Origin of the sequence: Pseudomarimonas arenosa (assembly GCF_014841215.1) — a bacterium.
GTDB lineage: Bacteria > Pseudomonadota > Gammaproteobacteria > Xanthomonadales > Xanthomonadaceae > Pseudomarimonas > Pseudomarimonas arenosa.
The window spans coordinates 35,181-51,005 of the sequence record NZ_JACYTR010000030.1 but is presented as its reverse complement, the minus strand read 5'-3'; the positions used below and the strand labels follow the sequence as shown (position 1 = coordinate 51,005).

General features: G+C 65.0%; 12 protein-coding genes. 9 read left to right on the top strand and 3 right to left on the bottom strand.

Translation table 11 applies throughout. The features are described from left to right. Window positions 1-166 precede the first annotated feature (166 nt). Window positions 167-1,039, top strand: a complete 873-nt coding sequence (locus IFO71_RS13635; RefSeq protein WP_192030199.1) for a type 2 periplasmic-binding domain-containing protein — start codon at window positions 167-169, stop codon at window positions 1,037-1,039. Beyond that, window positions 1,036-2,571 carry a sensor histidine kinase gene (locus IFO71_RS13630; protein WP_192030198.1) on the top strand — a complete coding sequence of 512 codons (1,536 nt, stop codon included), beginning with the start codon at window positions 1,036-1,038 and terminating at the stop codon, window positions 2,569-2,571. The genes IFO71_RS13635 and IFO71_RS13630 overlap by 4 nt, the downstream gene beginning before the upstream one ends. 221 nt (window positions 2,572-2,792) lie before the next feature. On the opposite strand, the gene mlaD is transcribed toward IFO71_RS13630, so the two are convergent. The 3 genes from mlaD to IFO71_RS13615 all read right to left on the bottom strand — a co-directional run bounded on the left by mlaD (window position 2,793) and on the right by IFO71_RS13615 (window position 4,970). Continuing rightward, the gene (gene mlaD, locus IFO71_RS13625) at window positions 2,793-3,260 is read right to left on the bottom strand and encodes an outer membrane lipid asymmetry maintenance protein MlaD (RefSeq protein ID WP_192030197.1); all 468 of its coding nucleotides are present in this window, start codon (window positions 3,258-3,260) and stop codon (window positions 2,793-2,795) included. A gap of 179 nt (window positions 3,261-3,439) precedes the next feature. Continuing rightward, window positions 3,440-4,180, bottom strand: a complete 741-nt coding sequence (locus tag IFO71_RS13620) for an MlaE family lipid ABC transporter permease subunit (protein WP_192030196.1) — start codon at window positions 4,178-4,180, stop codon at window positions 3,440-3,442. Continuing rightward, window positions 4,173-4,970 (bottom strand): ABC transporter ATP-binding protein, encoded by a 798-nt coding sequence (locus IFO71_RS13615; RefSeq protein ID WP_192030195.1) that lies wholly within the window; start codon window positions 4,968-4,970, stop codon window positions 4,173-4,175. Before IFO71_RS13615 ends, IFO71_RS13620 begins: the two co-directional genes overlap by 8 nt. Before the next feature lie 234 nt (window positions 4,971-5,204). On the opposite strand from IFO71_RS13615, the gene IFO71_RS13610 reads away from it, so the two are divergent. Genes IFO71_RS13610 through IFO71_RS13580 form a run of 7 tightly spaced genes read left to right on the top strand, consistent with a single transcriptional unit; the run spans window position 5,205 to window position 15,806 of the window. Next, window positions 5,205-5,690 carry a chemotaxis protein CheW gene (locus tag IFO71_RS13610; protein WP_192030194.1) on the top strand — a complete coding sequence of 162 codons (486 nt, stop codon included), beginning with the start codon at window positions 5,205-5,207 and terminating at the stop codon, window positions 5,688-5,690. After that, window positions 5,687-7,165 carry a CheR family methyltransferase gene (locus IFO71_RS13605; RefSeq protein WP_192030193.1) on the top strand — a complete coding sequence of 493 codons (1,479 nt, stop codon included), beginning with the start codon at window positions 5,687-5,689 and terminating at the stop codon, window positions 7,163-7,165. Before IFO71_RS13610 ends, IFO71_RS13605 begins: the two co-directional genes overlap by 4 nt. Further along, window positions 7,162-7,701: a chemotaxis protein CheW gene (locus IFO71_RS13600; RefSeq protein ID WP_192030192.1), complete on the top strand. Its 540-nt coding sequence runs from the start codon at window positions 7,162-7,164 to the stop codon at window positions 7,699-7,701. Before IFO71_RS13605 ends, IFO71_RS13600 begins: the two co-directional genes overlap by 4 nt. Next, on the top strand, window positions 7,694-9,157 hold the full coding sequence (locus tag IFO71_RS13595; RefSeq protein WP_192030191.1) for a methyl-accepting chemotaxis protein: 1,464 nt from the start codon (window positions 7,694-7,696) through the stop codon (window positions 9,155-9,157). Before IFO71_RS13600 ends, IFO71_RS13595 begins: the two co-directional genes overlap by 8 nt. A 10-nt stretch (window positions 9,158-9,167) precedes the next feature. After that, entirely contained in the window at window positions 9,168-11,219 is a 2,052-nt protein-coding gene (locus tag IFO71_RS13590; protein ID WP_192030190.1) for a hybrid sensor histidine kinase/response regulator, read from the top strand. Then, the gene (gene cheB, locus IFO71_RS13585; RefSeq protein ID WP_192030189.1) at window positions 11,216-12,277 is read left to right on the top strand and encodes a chemotaxis-specific protein-glutamate methyltransferase CheB; all 1,062 of its coding nucleotides are present in this window, start codon (window positions 11,216-11,218) and stop codon (window positions 12,275-12,277) included. Before IFO71_RS13590 ends, cheB begins: the two co-directional genes overlap by 4 nt. Continuing rightward, window positions 12,267-15,806, top strand: coding sequence for a response regulator (locus tag IFO71_RS13580; protein WP_192030188.1), 3,540 nt, complete (start codon window positions 12,267-12,269; stop codon window positions 15,804-15,806). The genes cheB and IFO71_RS13580 overlap by 11 nt, the downstream gene beginning before the upstream one ends. Window positions 15,807-15,825: the final 19 nt, after the last annotated feature.

Here is a 15,825-nt window from a genome sequence, read left to right as displayed (position 1 = left end):
CCGCTGGGCGAGCGTGCTCTTGCTCTTGCTCTTGCTCTTGCGAATCCCGAATCCCGAATCCCGAATCCCGAAACCCGAAACCCGAAACCCGAATCTCAGCCTCCTTCACCCAAGCCGCCACGCTCGGGCCATAATGTGCGGAAGTTCACACCGACTCGAGGCCTGGGTGCGCAACGGACTGTGGATCCTGCTCGCGGTGCTGGCGTTGCTCCCCGAGCTGCGGGCCGAGTCGCCGCGTGGCCAAGTCGTGCTGTACCCGCCGGGCGAATCCAGCCGCGATCCCCGCAGCCGCTACCCGGTACAGGTGCTCGAACTGGCCCTGCAGCGTGCTGGCCATTCCTTCATCGCCATGCCCAGCGAAGTTCATGCGCAGCAATCGCGCAACCTGCTGCTGCTGGCCGAACGCAAGGGAATCGATGTGTTATGGACGGTCACCTCGGAGCAGCGCGAGCGCGATCTGCGGCCGATCCGCATTCCGATTGATCGTGGACTGTTTGGCTGGCGCCTACTGCTGATTCGACAGGGCGATCAAGCGCGCTTTGATCGTATCGACAGTCTGCACGCGCTGGCCGGCTTGCGCGGCGGCCAGGGACACGACTGGCCAGACACGCCTGTTCTCGAATCAGCGGGTTTGAAGATTGAGACAGCGCCGCACTACGAGGGACTGTTTGCCATGCTCGCCCGCGGGCATATCGACTACTTTCCCCGCTCAGTCGCTGAAGTCTGGGCCGAACTGGCCCTGCGCCAAGACCAGTCGATGGCGCTGGAGAACACCCTGGTGTTGCACTATCCGTCGGCGCTGTATTTCTTTGTGCACCCTGACAACCAGCCACTGGCTGAAGCGATCGAGCGTGGTCTGCGCCAAGCGCTGGCCGACGGCAGCTTTCTGGCCTTGTTTCGCCAGCAATTCGGGTCTGCCATCGAGCGCGCCAGACTGACCGACCGGCGAATACTCTCCCTGGCCAATCCGCTGTTGCCGCAACGCACGCCCGTGGCTGAATCCGCGCTGTGGTTCCGCCCTGACGAGGGCAAACTATGAATCCTTCGGTCAGCCCGGTCAGCCAACCCATCGGACGCCGCCTGGCGCTCGCCAGCGTACTGATCGGACTTCTCTGCGCGTTGCTGATCACCGCCTTGCAGGTGCAGGCCCGCTACGCGCAGCAGCGCGCCGTGCTGATCAACCATTTGAGCGATATCGAGCAGGTCTATCTGGCCGGCCTGGAAGAGGCGCTATGGGCGGTGGACCTGGCGCGCGTCGAGACGCAACTGAAGGGCATCGGCGCCATCGAGGGCGTCGCCGAAGTGGTGCTGGAGACCCCGCACGGTGAGCGCATGCAAGTCGGCCAACTGCACGATCCACCGCTGGCCGAGCGCAGTTTTCCACTGCAACGCTCGCTGCTCGGCGGCAGCGAGCCAATCGCACTGGGCCATCTTTGGGTCAAACTCAGCGATCAGCGGCTGCGTGCCGGGCTGGTCGAGGAATCGATTCGTATCCTGCTCAGCGTCAGCATGGCCTTGCTCGCCAGTGCCGTTCTGCTGGCCTACCTGTTCCGCCGCTGGGTCACCCGCCATCTGCAGCAGATGGCCGACTACGCCGGGCGAATGCAGCTGGACAGCCTGGACCAGCCGCTGCGCCTGCAGCGCCGTGAGCGATCGGACGAACTGGGTTCGGTCGCCCAGGCGCTGAACCAGATGCGCGAGCGGATCGGCCAACTGCTGACCGTTGAGCGGCGTCAGGCGCGAGAGCTCGCTGAACACAAGGATCGACTGGAGGATCAAGTCGCTGAGCGAACCCGGGCTCTGCAGCTGCAATCGGAGCAACTGGCACGCCAGACCGATGAGCTGCGGGTGCAGAACCGCGATCTGGAGGCCTATGCCCACACCGTGGCGCACGACCTGAAGATTCCGCTGACCACGGTGGTTGGACTGGCCGGCCTGTTAAGTGAGATGCGTGACAGGTTGCCCGAGCAGCAGATCGGCGAGTCACTGCAGACCATCCACCGCACCTCACGCAAGATGGCCGAGATTATCGACGCCCTGCTGACCCTGGCCAGCCTGCGCAGCGATCGGCCAGTGCAACCGCAGGCCCTGGACAGCGGCAAGATCGTCAACGAATGCCTGAGCCGCCTGCAACCGATGATCGAACGCAGCGGCGCGAGCATATCCCAGCCTGAGAGCTGGCCAGTGGCGGTCGGTCGCGCCGACTGGGTCGAGGCGGTGTGGACCAACTACGTATCGAATGCCATCAAGTACGGTGGCAAGCCGCCGACCATTGAACTCGATGCTAAGCAGACCGCTGATGGCCGCGTGCGGTTCTGGGTCCGCGATCACGGCCCCGGAATCACCGGCGATGACTATGCCAAGTTATTTCAACCCTTCTCCCGCCTCAACCCCGACAGCGCCGAAGGCCATGGCATCGGCCTGTCCATCGTTGCCCGCATCCTGACCAGGCTCGGCGGCGACGCTGGTGCCGAACCCGCCGAGGGCGGCGGTTGCTTGTTCTGGTTTGAGTTGCCGGGTGAAGAGCCGGAATTTGGGATTCGGGATTCGAGATTCGCAAAAGCGGACTGAGGCAGTGTCGGCCTGCCACTCTGACCGAATGTTCAGTGCCGAGTACCTAAGGTCTGGCACACCGCTGGGCGAGCTTGCTCTTGCTCTTGCTCTTGCGAATCCCGAATCCCGAATCCCGAATCCCGAATCCCGAATCCCGAATCCCGAATCCCGAATCCCGAATCCCGAATCCCGAATCCCGAATCCCGAATCCCGAACCCCGAATCCCGGCTCTCAGCCAATCACGGCTCCTTATCTCCCTCGGCATTGCCGAACATGTACTTGCCGATCAGCTGTTCCAGCACCACCGCGCTCTGGGTGAACAGGATCTCATCGCCGTTGCCGAGCACGTCCAGTTCGCCGCCCGGGGTGATGCCGATATAGCGCTCGCCGAGCAGGCCGCTGGTATAGATGGCGGCGGAGGAGTCGGCCGGCAGTTCGCCGGAGCGCTCGGTCATACGTAGGGTGACCACAGCCTCGAACTTCTGAGCATCAAGTTCCACCTTGGCAACTTCACCGACCTTGACCCCGGCGATCTTCACCGGCGCCCGGGTCTTCAACTCACCGAGATTGGAGAACCGAGCGGTCAGCAGATAGCCGCCACCGCCGATGCGATCCTGCGAATTGGTCGAGGAAAATGCCAACACCAAGGCGCAGGCGAAGCCCATCAGGATAAAGGCACCGACACTCCATTCAACTTTGCTGTTCATTGTGACCTCCGGTCGGTGATTGGTGATTGGTGATTGGTGATTCGTTAGAGCGGACAGAGGCGGAGTTGAGTGCGCGCTTTGAACATTGGTTCAAGGCAGGGTGTCGAGCTCGCGCCATGGTCAGTTCGGCGAGCTCTGGCTGTTACGAATCACCAATCACCAATCACCGATCACGGCTCTTAATACAACGTTGCACTCAAAATGAAGTCCAGAAACAGCACCATCAGCGAGCCGTGGACGACGGAGCGGGTGGTGGCGACACTGGTGCCTTCGATGGTGGGTTCGGCGTGGTAGCCGACATGGGTGGCGATCAGCGAGCAGGCGAAGCCGAAGAAGCTGGCCTTGACCAGGCATTGGCCAAAGTCTTCCCACAGATCGACGCTGTTGCGCAGACTGCCCCAGAAGTAGCCGCCGTCGATGCCGAGTACGATCACGCTCTGTACGTAGCCGCCGAGAATGGCGAAGGCGCAGAACACCATGGTCAGCAGGGGCACGCTGATCACGCCGGCGATAAAGCGCGGCGCCACGACCTTGCCAACCGGGTCGATCGCCATCATCGACAGCGCCTTGATCTGGTCGGTGGCCTTCATCAGGCCGAGTTCGGCGGCCATCGCCGAACCGGCGCGGCCGCAGAACAGGATCGCCGCCAGCACCGGGCCGAGTTCGCGGAACAGCGACAGACCAAGCAGGGTGCCAAGCGCATTGCCGGCGCCAAAGGTCTCCAGGGTGCGGTAGCCCTGCAGGCTCATCACCAGACCGACAAAAGCGCCGCCAACGGCAACGATCGGCACCGACCGCGCGCCGACTGAATAGCATTGCCGCACGATGTCACCGAACTGGCCGCGGGTCAGGGTGATCGTGCCGAGAATGCGAAACAGGAACAGGCCAAAGCGACCCAGTGAAGCCAGTTGTTCAAGCATCCGCTGACTCCTTGCCGGCGCGCTTGTAGTCGAAGGTCAGCGGACCATCCGGCCGGCCTTCCATGAACTGCCGGATCAGTGGGTCGTCAACCGTATCCAGTTCACTCGGAGTGCCCTCGAAGGCAATGCCGTGATTGGCGATGATCGCCACCCGATCGCACATCTCCAGGGTTTCGCGCACATGGTGGGTGATCACCAGGGAGCTCATACCAAACTCATCGTTCAAGCGGCGGATCAGATCGAGGATCAAGCCGCAGGCGATCGGATCCAGCCCGGTCAGCGGTTCGTCGTACAGCATCAGCGGCGGGTCCAGCGCCAGGGCGCGGGCCAGGGCGACCCGGCGCGCCATGCCACCGGATAATTGTTGCGGCATCAGCTCACCGGCTTCCTCCAGCCCCACCGCCTTCAGTTTCGCCAACACCCGCTCGGTCAGCTCGTCGCGATCGAGGTCGGCGTGCACGCGCAACGGCAGGGCCACGTTCTCGAACACGCTGAGATCGGTCAGCAGGCCGTTGCCCTGCAGCAGCACGCCCATCCGTCGTCGCAGTGCATACAGCTCGCGGGTGCTGCGCAATGGCAGCTGTTTGCCCAGCACCTCGACCTTGCCGGCACTGGGGTTGAGATCGCCGGTGATCGCGTACAGCAGGGTCGACTTGCCGGCACCACTGGGACCGATCACGGCAGTGACACAGCCTTGCGGCAGACAGAAGTCGGCCTCGTCGATGATGGTGCGACTGCCGCGGGCCAGGCGGACGCCGGTAAATCGGATGGCGGCAGAGTCGGACATCATCACAGGGCTTGGAAGTCAGCGGCCGATTATCAGCGCAGGCCGCTGAATTTCCCAGCCCTGCGCTCGGCCACGTCAAGGTCGAGTTCACACCGGCCGACTCGCCAGCAAGGTCAAGGTTGGTTAGATTGATAGCCGCGGTGCGTGGCAGCGCGAATCCCAGGGCGACCGACGGCCTGGGCGTGCGCTCGCCGCTCAATGTGCCGCTTCGGCGACTCGACCCTTCTGGAGCGTGAGATGCAGGCCAGCGTCAACCGCAAACGATCCGAGTGCTACGAGCAGGGCTTTCTCACCCTGCAGGCGGCCGGTCGCCCGTGTGCCGTTCCGCTCGATGCGGTGATCGAAGTGCTGCGCCCGCTGCCAATCGATGCCCTGACCGATGTGCCTGCCTATCTGCTCGGCCTGTCGGTGTTGCGTGGACAGCCCGTCGCCGTGCTCGACCTACCGCGCCTGCTGGGGCAGCCGGGCGAGGCGATCGGGCGTTGGCTGCATCTGCGCGTCGGCCCGCGCCGTCTGGCGCTGGCGGTGCCCTCGGTGGGGCGCGTCGAGCACCTCGACCAGCTCGATTGGCAGCCGCTGCCAGCCCTGTTTGAAGGCGACGCCGCCCGCGTGGTGCAGCAGGTCGCGCAGCGCGATCAGCAGCTATACGTGCAACTCAATGTTATGCGACTGCTGCCCGATTCGCTGTGGCGAAGGCTCGAAAAGGGTGCCTCTGCTGAATGAAACCGACCCAGCACAACAGCACGCTGCGCAGCCTGGTCGACGACTTCTCGCAGCGCCTGGGCTTTCATGCCGAGGCCGGTGACCGCGATCGGCTGGCGCAGGCGGTCGCGGAACGTATGCAGGTGTTGGATATCAGAAAGCCGGAGGACTACCAGCAGCGACTGGCCAATCGTGACCTGGCGGCGGCCGAACTGCGCGCGGTGGCCGATGCGCTGATCATTGGCGAAACCTATTTCTTTCGCGGCGCCGACCATCTCGAGGTGTTGCGGCAAGCCTGGATGGACGAGCCGGCCGAACGGCGGTGGCGGGTGCTGTCGGCTGGTTGCTCCAGCGGCGAGGAACCCTATAGCCTGGCCATGATCGCCGATCAGCTGGGCATGGCCTCACGGGTGCGGATCGATGCCGTCGACGTCAATCCGCGCGCCTTGGAACGCGCCGCGGCCGGTCTGTACTCGCCCTGGTCCCTGCGTGACACCCCGGAGGCTGTGCGGCAGAAGTACTTTCGTCAGCAAGGTCGTCAGTTCGAGCTCGACGCTCACATCCGCGGGCGCGTGCAGTTCCAGGAATGTAACCTGCTGGATCCACAGCATGCACTGTGGCGGGCGCCAGCCTACGACGCGGTGTTCTGCCGCAATGTGCTGATCTATTTCTCGCCACAGGTGGTGGAGAGCGTGGTCCAGAAGCTGGCCGACCTGGTGGTGGAAGGCGGCTTTCTGTTTCTAGGCCACGCCGAGGCGCTGCAGGCCGGTTGTGCCGGCATCGAACTGGAGTCGACCGAGCGCACCGTGTTCTATCGCAAGCATGGCGGTTTCCGCCCGGAAGCGACCCAGCCCGATCTGAACACCCTGCTGGCCGGCGTGCAGGGCGAACTGCAGGTCGAGCTGCCCAGACCGGCGGCCAGCGCCGACTGGCAATGGGCACCCACCACCAGGGTGACGGCCAGCGAGACGACAGCACCACCAAGTACGCGCGACAACGAGGCCTCGGCAGCGGGCGAGGTTGAACATCTGCTGCGGCAGGAGAACTGGAGCGCCGCCGAGCAGCAGTTGCGCGCCGCCGGCTCATCCGACCGCCGCAGCCAGGTGCTGCTGGCGCAGCTGTGCTTCGTCAACAATCGCATCGACGAAGCGCAGCAGCGCTGTGAACGCTTGCTGGGCGAGTACTTTCTCGATGCCGAGCTGCACCAGCTGTTGGCGATGTGCATGGAGCAACGCGGACGGCCCAAGCTGGCGCTGGAGCATGCGCGGCGCGCCTCGTATCTCGACCCAAAGTTTGCCTTGCCGCATGTGCTGCTCGGTCGGATGGCGCTGAAGGCCGGGCAGAAGGCCGCTGCGCTGCAGGAATTCAGCATCGCCCGGCAACGCCTTCCCGAGGAACAGATGCGCCGCCTGCGGCTGCTGTCCGGCGGATTTGGTCGGCAGGCGATGATTGAGTATTGTGACAATCAGATTCGTGCCTGCCGAGGCAGCCAATGAGCGACAGCGCGCAAGCCGAATGGGTTGATCGCCTGCGCCAGGAGTTCGACCGCAGCTTTCAGCGTGCCCATCAGACCACCGCGCAGGAGAGCATCGAAGTCCTGCGCCTGCAGGTGGGCCGCGAAGAGGGCTCGCATCTGGTCCGGGTCGATGCACTGAGCCTGTTGCAGCGGTTGCCGACGGTGCGGCCACTGCCGGGCGCCGCAGACCAGGTGCTCGGCCTGTGCAGTGTGCGCGGCCGCGTAGTGCCGGTGTTCTGCCTGGCCCAGCTGCTTGATCTGCCAGCCTCCGAATCGCCCGCCTGGCTGGTCGGGGTTGGCAAGGAGCTCGACTACGCCCTGGCGTTTACTGAACTGCAGGCGCTGCAGCGGATCGAGCTTGGCGTATTGAATGCGGCCAGCAGCAGCGGGCGCGCGCACCAACAGACCCTGATCGAACAAGGGCATACGCTGAGCCTGATCGACATCGGCTCCATTTCTTCTGCCTTGGGCCAGGACGACGCGGCCCAGCCACACCGGAGCATCCAGCATGCTTGAACATTGGACTGTCGGGCGCCGAATTGCGGCGGGTTTCATCCTCACCTCCGTCCTGGTGGCGACCTTGGCGCTGATCGCCCTGTGGACGCTCAACCATGCCACCGAACGCAAGGATTTCCTGATCGAAGTAATGGCGCGCAACGAGAGCCTCGCCGCCGAAGCGCACGAAACCCTGATAGCCCACGGCACCGCCATGCGTGGCTATCTGATCACCCGCGACACCGATCTGCTCAACAAAGCCGAAGAGGAGCGGCGCGCTTTCCGCATCACCATCGAAGCGCTGCGCAGCCGCATGGTGACCGACCAGGGCAAGGCCTATGTCAAGGAAGCCGAAGCCGCCGAGGCCGCCCTGCACACCGAGTTCAAGCATCTGCTTAGCCTGGATGGCGATGACCGCAACGCCATGCTGGATGCGTTCGATGCCCGCGCCACACCGTTGATGATGCACTGGGATGAGACCTGGATCGGTTACCGCAGTTTCGTCCGCGACCACACGGCCCAGCAGCAAGCCGAGGTCAGCCAGGATCTGGCCGCGGCCCAGCGCAATCTCACCGTACTGGCGATCAGCATCGTGCTGCTATCGATCCTGATCAGCTGGTACCTGACCCGCTATGTCACCCAGCGCGTGGGCAGCGCAGTGGCGCAACTGCAGTCGACCTCGGCTCAGCTGCAGACCGCCGCCAATGAGCAAGCCACCAGCAGCCGCGAACAGACTACGGCGATGAACGAAGTCAGCACCACACTGAAAGAGCTGGTCGCCACCGCCCGACAGATGGCCGAAACCACCCAGCGGGTGTCGCGCGCGGCTGACGACACTTCGCAAGCCGCCAAGCTGGGCGATCGAACCGTAAGTTCAGCACAGAGCGTTTTCGAGTCGGTGCAACGCCAGGTGAATCTGATCGTTTCGCACATGGTCGAGCTGGGCAAGAAATCGCAGCAGATCGGCTCGATCCAGGAGTTGATCAATGAGCTGGCCGAGCAGACCAATATCCTGTCGATCAATGCCACCATCGAGTCGGCCGGGGCCGGTGAGGCTGGCAAGCGCTTTGCCGTGGTGGCGGAAGAGATCCGCAAACTGGCCGACCGGGTAGCCGCCTCGGGCCGCGAGATTCGCAATCTGGTCGACGAGATCCGCTCGGCCGCCAACACCACGGTGATGGTGACCGAAGACGGCTCCAAGGCAGTCGATGCCGGTATGCACAGCTTTTCCCAGGTGGCGACTCAGCTGGCCGAAATCCGCCGCATGGTCGACAGCGCCAGTGAGGCCTCGCGACAGATCGAGCTCGGCACCAGGCAGCAAGTCACCGCGGTTGAACAGGTCAATCTGACCCTGGCCGATCTGACCCAGGCGGCCAAGGAATCGGACGCCGGCACTCGGCAGACCCTGGAAGGGGTCGAGTATCTCAACCGTCTGGCCCGTGACCTGGTCCGGATGACCAGCGGAAATCGACGCTAAAGGCGCACAGATGGCCGCCAAGGACCCTTACCGCTACTTCCGCATCGAAGCGCGCGAGCTGCTCGACGCGCTGGAGCTGCAGGTGCAGGGGCTGGCCAAGGGCGAACCGGCGGCAGACTTGATGGCCAGGCTGCTGCGCGCGGCGCATACCCTGAAGGGCGCCTCGCGGGTGGTCAAGGCGATCAGCATGGCAGAGGCCGCGCATGGCCTGGAATCACTGCTGGCACCGTTTCGCGATGGCCCCGGGCCACCGCCGACCGAGGCCCTTGAACAGGCCGTAGCGCTGTTGAGCGGACTCAGACGCGAGCTCGACCACCTCGGGCAGGCGGCACCGCACGCGTCAGCTATCGCCGGCCTGCCACAGCAGGCGACGGCGCAGACGCCGCCCCCCGGCACGGCGAGCAAGCCGTTGGCCGAGTCGCTGCAAACCCTGCGCGTCGAGATCGGCCAGCTCGATCGCCTGCTCGAATCGGTGGCCGAGGCGGTCTTGCCGGTCGGCCAGGTCGATCTGGGCGTGCTGCAGCTGATCGAGCTGGCCCAAGGCCTGGAGCAATCCAGCGGCGAGTTGCGGGCGGAACGACTCGATGCATTGGCCGGGCAACTGCGCCGTCTGAGCAGCCAGTTCAGTCAGGCCGCCGAACGCAGTCGCGGCAGTCTCGATGCATTGCGCCGCGAAGCCACTGAGCTGCGCCTGCTGCCGGCCAGCCTGGTGCTCGAGCCGCTGAAGCAGACGCTGGACGATGCCTGCCAGACCCTGGACAAGCGGATTTCGCTGAGCATTCGCGGCGGCGAGTTCCGACTCGATGCCCACGTGCTGCTGCCGCTGCGCGATGCGCTGATTCAGCTGGTGCGCAATGCCGCCAGCCACGGCATCGAAGACGCTGCCCTGCGCCAGGCCCGCGGCAAGCCTGCCGAGGGCAGCATCGAGGTCAGCCTGGAGCGGCGCGGCGACCGTATCCGTTTTCATGTCCGCGACGATGGCGCCGGCATCGATCTGGACGCCGTGCGCCAGGCGGCGATCAGCAAGGGTCGGCTGAGCCCGGAACAGGCCAGTGCAGCCGGCGAGACCCAGCTGTATGCCCTGCTGCTCGATGGCGGCCTGAGCACGGCACGCGAGGTCACCGCGATTGCCGGCCGCGGCGTCGGGCTCGACCTGGTGCGCGAGGCGGTGCGCCGGGCGCGCGGCGAGCTGAGCATCCGCAGCCATCCCGGACGTGGCTGCGAATTCCTGCTCGATGTGCCGCCATCCCTGGTGGCGGTGGATGTGCTGGTGGTGGAGTCGGGTCGCCTGCGCGCCTGCCTGCCCCTGCACAACGTACGTCAGGCCCTGCGCCTGCCGAGCAGTGCCATCGAGCACAGCGACAGCGGCGACCGCATCGTGATCGATCAGCAGCTGTACCCGCTGCGCCGCCTGCACAGCTTTCACAGTGCCGTCGAACCCAGCAGCGCGCCGTTCTGCAGCGTTCTGCTGCTGAGCGCCGGCGAGGCGCGCGCCGCGCTTCAGGTCGATCGACTGATTGCCACCCGCGAAGCGGTGGTGCGACCCTTGCCCGCGGTGCTCGGCAACCTGCAGCTGGTGGCCGGCGCCAGCCCCGATCTGAATGGCGATCCGCTGCCGATCTTCAACCCGGATGCCTTGATCCAGGCGATTGTGTTTGACAAGGCGCCGCCCACCCAGCGCCGCCCGGTACAGGTGCTGCCGCCGATCCTGGTGATCGACGACTCACTCACCACGCGGATGATGGAGCAGTCGATACTGGAGTCAGCCGGCTATGAGGTTGATCTGGCAGAAAGCGCCGAGCAGGCATTCGAGATGGCCCGCGCTCGCCGCTACGGCCTGTTTGTCTGCGATGTCGAAATGCCGGGCATGAATGGCTTCGAGTTTGTCCGCCTGAGCCGCGAGGATGCCGATCTGCGTCAGGTGCCGGTGGTGCTGGTGACCTCCTTGAACAAACCAGAGGATAAGCAGCGCGGCATGCAAGCTGGCGCCGCCGACTACATCGTCAAGAGCGAGTTCGAGCAACAGCGCTTCTTGAGCACCGTGGCGAGGCTGCTCGGATGAACCGGCGCTTGCGCGTACTGCTGATCGAAGATTCGCCCACCCTGCGCGGCTATCTGGCCGATGCCCTGGACGTGCCGGAGTTTGAAGTGGTCGGGCAAACCGGCGACGGTGAGCAAGGTGTGCAGCTGTGCGAGCGCCTGCGCCCCGATGTGGTGTCGCTGGATATCGTGCTGCACGGCCTGAACGGGCTCGAAGTCACCGGCGAAATCATGGCGCGCTGCCCCTGCCCGATCCTGATCGTGTCCGCCTCGCGCAATCGCGGCGAGCTGTTTCACACCATGGATGCCCTCAGTGCTGGCGCAGTGGAAGTACTGGATAAGCCGAGCGGCCTGCACGACGACGCCGAATGGATTGATCGCTATCGGCGCATGCTGCGCTTGGTTGCCGGAGTAAAGGTGATCCGCCGAGGCCGCCGCCGGGCGCTCAACGCTGGCGAAGCCGAGCCGCTGCCCGAGCCGCCGCGGCGGCAACAGCAGGCGACGCGACTGATCGCCATTGGCGCCTCGACCGGAGGCCCGGCTGCCCTGGCCGAGGTCTTGCCGAAACTGCCGCGCCACTTTCCGCTACCGATCCTGCTGGTGCTGCATCTGGATGCGGCCTTTGAACAGGCTTTCTGCGAGTGGCTGGACAGCCTGTCGCCCTTGCCGGTGCGGATGGCCATCGAAAACGAGCCCTTGCCGCAACACGGCTGCGTGCTGTTGGCACCGGCCGATCGTCACCTGCTGGTGGAAGGCGGTCGGCTGCAGTTCAGCCGCGGCCCCGAGCGACACTCCTGTCGTCCTTCGGCCGACCTGCTGTTCGAATCGCTGGCGCGCAGCCAACCGCGCGATACCCTGGGCATCATCCTCACCGGCATGGGCTCGGACGGTGCGGCCGGTCTGCTGGCATTGCGCCGCGCCGGCGCCATGACCCTGGCCCAGGATGAGGCCAGCTCGGTGATCTATGGCATGCCCAAGGTTGCCGCCGACCTGGGAGCCGTGCAGCGGGTGGTCTCTCTGGCCGAGCTGCCGCGCTATCTGATCGAAGCGGCGCAGCCGGAGGAGGCCCATGATGGTTGAGGGCCCACGCATCCTGATCATCGACGACAGCCTGACCGTGCGCATGGATCTCGGTGAGGCACTGACGGATGCCGGGCTGGATAATCGCGCCGTGTCCACCCTGCAGGAGGCGCGTCATGCGCTGCTGAACGGTGAGTTTCGCCTGCTGATTCTGGATGTTCATCTGCCTGACGGGGACGGCATCGCATTCCTGCAGGAACTGCGCCAGGAGCCGCGCTTTGCCGAGCTGAAGGTGATGCTGCTGTCGACCGAGAATGAAGTAGGCGAGCGCATCCGCGGATTGCGAACCGGCGCCGACGAGTACCTGGGCAAACCCTACGACACCGCCCAGGTCTGTGACCGTGCCGCCGACTTTCTGCGCGAGCCATCCGAGCAGACCGATAGCGATCCCCGCCCCCTGGTGCTGCTGATCGAAGACAGCGACACTTTTCGCCATGCGACCGAAGAAGCGCTGACCGACGCCGGTTTTCGGGTGATCACGGCCGACAACGGCGAAGACGGCCTGCGCATGGCCGCACGCCGGCGCCCCGCTGCGGTGGTCGTCGACGGCCAGTTGCCTGGCATCGACGGCGCCACCGTGGTGCGCCGCTTGCGCGTCCATCCTGAGCTGCGCGCCACCGCCCTGGTGCTGCTGACTGGCACCGTCGGCGCGGTCAGTGAAGTCGAAGGTCTGGACGCCGGCGCCGACGCCTATCTGCAGAAGAGCGACAGCTTCGATCTGTTGCTGGCTAGACTAAGTGCTTTGTTAAGAAACGCCGCCGCGCGCAAGGCCGCCGCCGATGCCAACAAGGTGCAGCCACGCCGAGTGCTGGCGGTGGACGACAGCCCAACCTTTCTCAACGCCCTGGCCGATGATCTGCGCACCGATGGCTATGATGTGGCGACCGCCAGCTCCGGTGAAGAAGCGCTGCGCTATCTCGAACAGCAATCCGTCGATGCTGTGCTGCTCGACCTGATGATGCCCGGCCTGTCCGGCCTGGATGTGTGCCGACTGATCAAGCGCAACACCGAACTGCGCGAGACGCCGGTGATGATCCTCACTGGCACCCAGGAGCAGGATGCAGTGATCGCCGGCCTGAATGCCGGCGCCGATGACTACATCGTCAAGTCCAGCGATCTCGATGTGTTGCGCAGCCGTCTGGCCGCGCAACTGCGACGCAAGCAGTTCGAGGATGAAGCGCGTCGCAACGAACGCCGGCGTCATCGGCAAACGGTGGAACTGGCGGAGCGGCGCGCCGCCGAGGCCCTGGCCGACGCGCGGGCGCGGCTGCTGGCCGATCTGGAGACCAAGAATCGCGAACTTGAGCAGGCGCGGGCCCAGGCCGAGGAGGCCAGCCGCTTCAAGAGCGATTTCCTCGCCACCATGTCGCATGAAATTCGCACACCGATGAATGCGATCCTGGGCTTTACCGAGCTGCTGGTCGACGAGGAAACCGACCCGGCCAAGCAGGAGATGCTGCGCATCATCCGCACCGCCGGCGTCAGCCTGCTCAACCTGATCAATGACATTCTGGATTTTTCCAAGATCGAGGCCGGCAAGCTGCAGCTGTCGCCGCAGGCGTTCGATGTCGCTGCCCTGCTGCAGCGCGTGGCCGACCTGTTCGCCCTGAAAGCGCGCGAGAAGCAGCTCACGCTATCGGTGGAACTGGATGATGCGCTGCCGCGGCATCTGATCGGCGATGATCAGCGCCTGTTTCAGGTCATCACCAACCTGGTCGGCAACGCCATCAAGTTCACCGAGCAAGGGCAGATCGTATTGAGTGCGGGGTTTGCCGCGGGCCGATTCCAGCTGGAAATCTGCGATTCGGGCATCGGCATGAGCGAAACGCAGCAGCAGCGCCTGTTCCAGCCGTTCGAGCAAGCCGACCGCTCCACCACACGCAAATATGGCGGTACCGGCCTGGGCCTGGCGATCTGCAAGAACCTGATCGAGCTGATGGACGGCGTCATCGACGTCCGCTCGGCCCTGGGTCAGGGTTCGGTATTTCGCCTCGATATTCCGCTGCCAATCGCCAGCGCCGCGCAGGTCGGCGAGCTGGAGGGCGCCGAACAGCGCATGCCGCGCGGCCGGGTCAGCCTGCTGCTGGAGCAGGCTGCCGAACGCGCACCGCTGCTCGAGCGGCTGCGTGAATGGCGCTTCGTGGCGCAATCTCACCCGCTGCAGCCCGATCCGCTGCCTGTCCTGAGCCGCAACCCCCCTGACGCCTTGCTGTTCGATGCCGGCCTGCTGCAGCAAGCACTTAGCCATTCGTTACGTCAGGCCCGATTGCTGAACAATATTCCCTGGCTATGGCTGTACGGCCGCCCATACGACGATCTGGCCCTGGTCGATGGCTGGTTGATGGAGGCCGAAGACGGCGCCCTGAGTTGGGCCCGACGACTGCTAGGCCGGCTAGTCGATCCCGGCCAGGGCAGTGCCCTGCTGATCGGCCCCAGTCCGGCCCTGAGTGGCACTGACCACGATCATCAGGCGTTCACCGCCCTGCTGTCTCCCTGGCTGCAGCTGAGCCTGGCCGGGCGCGCGCCGGCGGCCAGCGCACCGGATTTTCTGCTGCTGAGTGCAGCCGGCCCCGAGCTGCAGGCCTGGATGCCGCAACTGGTGACCTGGCTGCAAGGCGAGGCACCCCCGCAGCTGTTGGCAACCCCCGAGGCCGCTGCCCAACTGGCCCGTGCCCTGGGAACTGCGACGACAGCGCGCCGCGAGAATGGCGGCGGCCGTGAGCGCATCGCCCAAGCACTGCGCCGCCAGGCCCGCCGCGCCGCACGCGGCGAGCTTCTGATCAAGCAATGGCGCGACAGCCAGCCGATGCCGGAACTGGTGCAGCTGGTCGAAAATGGCATTTCACGTCTGCTGCGCGCCGTCGAGGAGATAGCCCAGCTGCTCAATCAAGGCGGCAGCGCTGTCGACCTGCATCGCGCAGCGCATAGCCTCAAGGGCTGGGTCGGCACACTGCGCATGGAGCAGGTCTATCAGCCGGCTGAGCGGATCGACACCCTGGCCTGCACTGAACCTGTCGATTGGTTGGCAATCGGGCAGCAGGCCCTGCAGATCTTCTTCCACACCGACTGCATCTCACGCCGCTACCTCGAACAGGGCTCGCAGCCAGCCGATGCCGGCGACTACGCGGCACCGAGCCGCGAATGCCGGGTCCTGGTGGTGGAGGACAACGAGATGAATCAACAGTTGATGCATCGACTGTTGAGCAAGTTCGGCTTCGCCCACGATGTCGCTGAGAACGGCGCCGTAGGCCTGCAGCGCCTGCGCCAGGCTCACTACGACTTGGTGCTGCTGGACATGGAAATGCCGGTGATGGACGGACGTCAGGCGATTCGTGAGATTCGAGCCGACCCGGTGCTTTCCGACCTGCCGGTGATAGCGCTCACCGCACATGCGGTGGCCGGGGCAGCACAGAGCTTCATTGACGCCGGCTGCAACGACTATCTATCGAAGCCGATCGATGCCGACCTGTTGATGCTGAAAGTGCAGGAGTGGACCCAGGAGTCGCACCGACCGGGGCCGCCCGAATGAGCCATCCCGGCAGTGGAAC

Coding starts and splice junctions, on each gene's coding strand:
- IFO71_RS13615 (WP_192030195.1), bottom strand. CDS start 4,970: ATGATGTCCGACTCTGCCGCCATCCGATTTACCGGCGTCCGCCTGGCC.
- mlaD (WP_192030197.1), bottom strand. CDS start 3,260: ATGAACAGCAAAGTTGAATGGAGTGTCGGTGCCTTTATCCTGATGGGC.
- IFO71_RS13630 (WP_192030198.1), top strand. CDS start 1,036: ATGAATCCTTCGGTCAGCCCGGTCAGCCAACCCATCGGACGCCGCCTG.
- IFO71_RS13600 (WP_192030192.1), top strand. CDS start 7,162: ATGAGCGACAGCGCGCAAGCCGAATGGGTTGATCGCCTGCGCCAGGAG.
- IFO71_RS13580 (WP_192030188.1), top strand. CDS start 12,267: ATGATGGTTGAGGGCCCACGCATCCTGATCATCGACGACAGCCTGACC.
- IFO71_RS13620 (WP_192030196.1), bottom strand. CDS start 4,180: ATGCTTGAACAACTGGCTTCACTGGGTCGCTTTGGCCTGTTCCTGTTT.
- IFO71_RS13595 (WP_192030191.1), top strand. CDS start 7,694: ATGCTTGAACATTGGACTGTCGGGCGCCGAATTGCGGCGGGTTTCATC.
- cheB (WP_192030189.1), top strand. CDS start 11,216: ATGAACCGGCGCTTGCGCGTACTGCTGATCGAAGATTCGCCCACCCTG.
- IFO71_RS13590 (WP_192030190.1), top strand. CDS start 9,168: ATGGCCGCCAAGGACCCTTACCGCTACTTCCGCATCGAAGCGCGCGAG.
- IFO71_RS13605 (WP_192030193.1), top strand. CDS start 5,687: ATGAAACCGACCCAGCACAACAGCACGCTGCGCAGCCTGGTCGACGAC.
- IFO71_RS13610 (WP_192030194.1), top strand. CDS start 5,205: ATGCAGGCCAGCGTCAACCGCAAACGATCCGAGTGCTACGAGCAGGGC.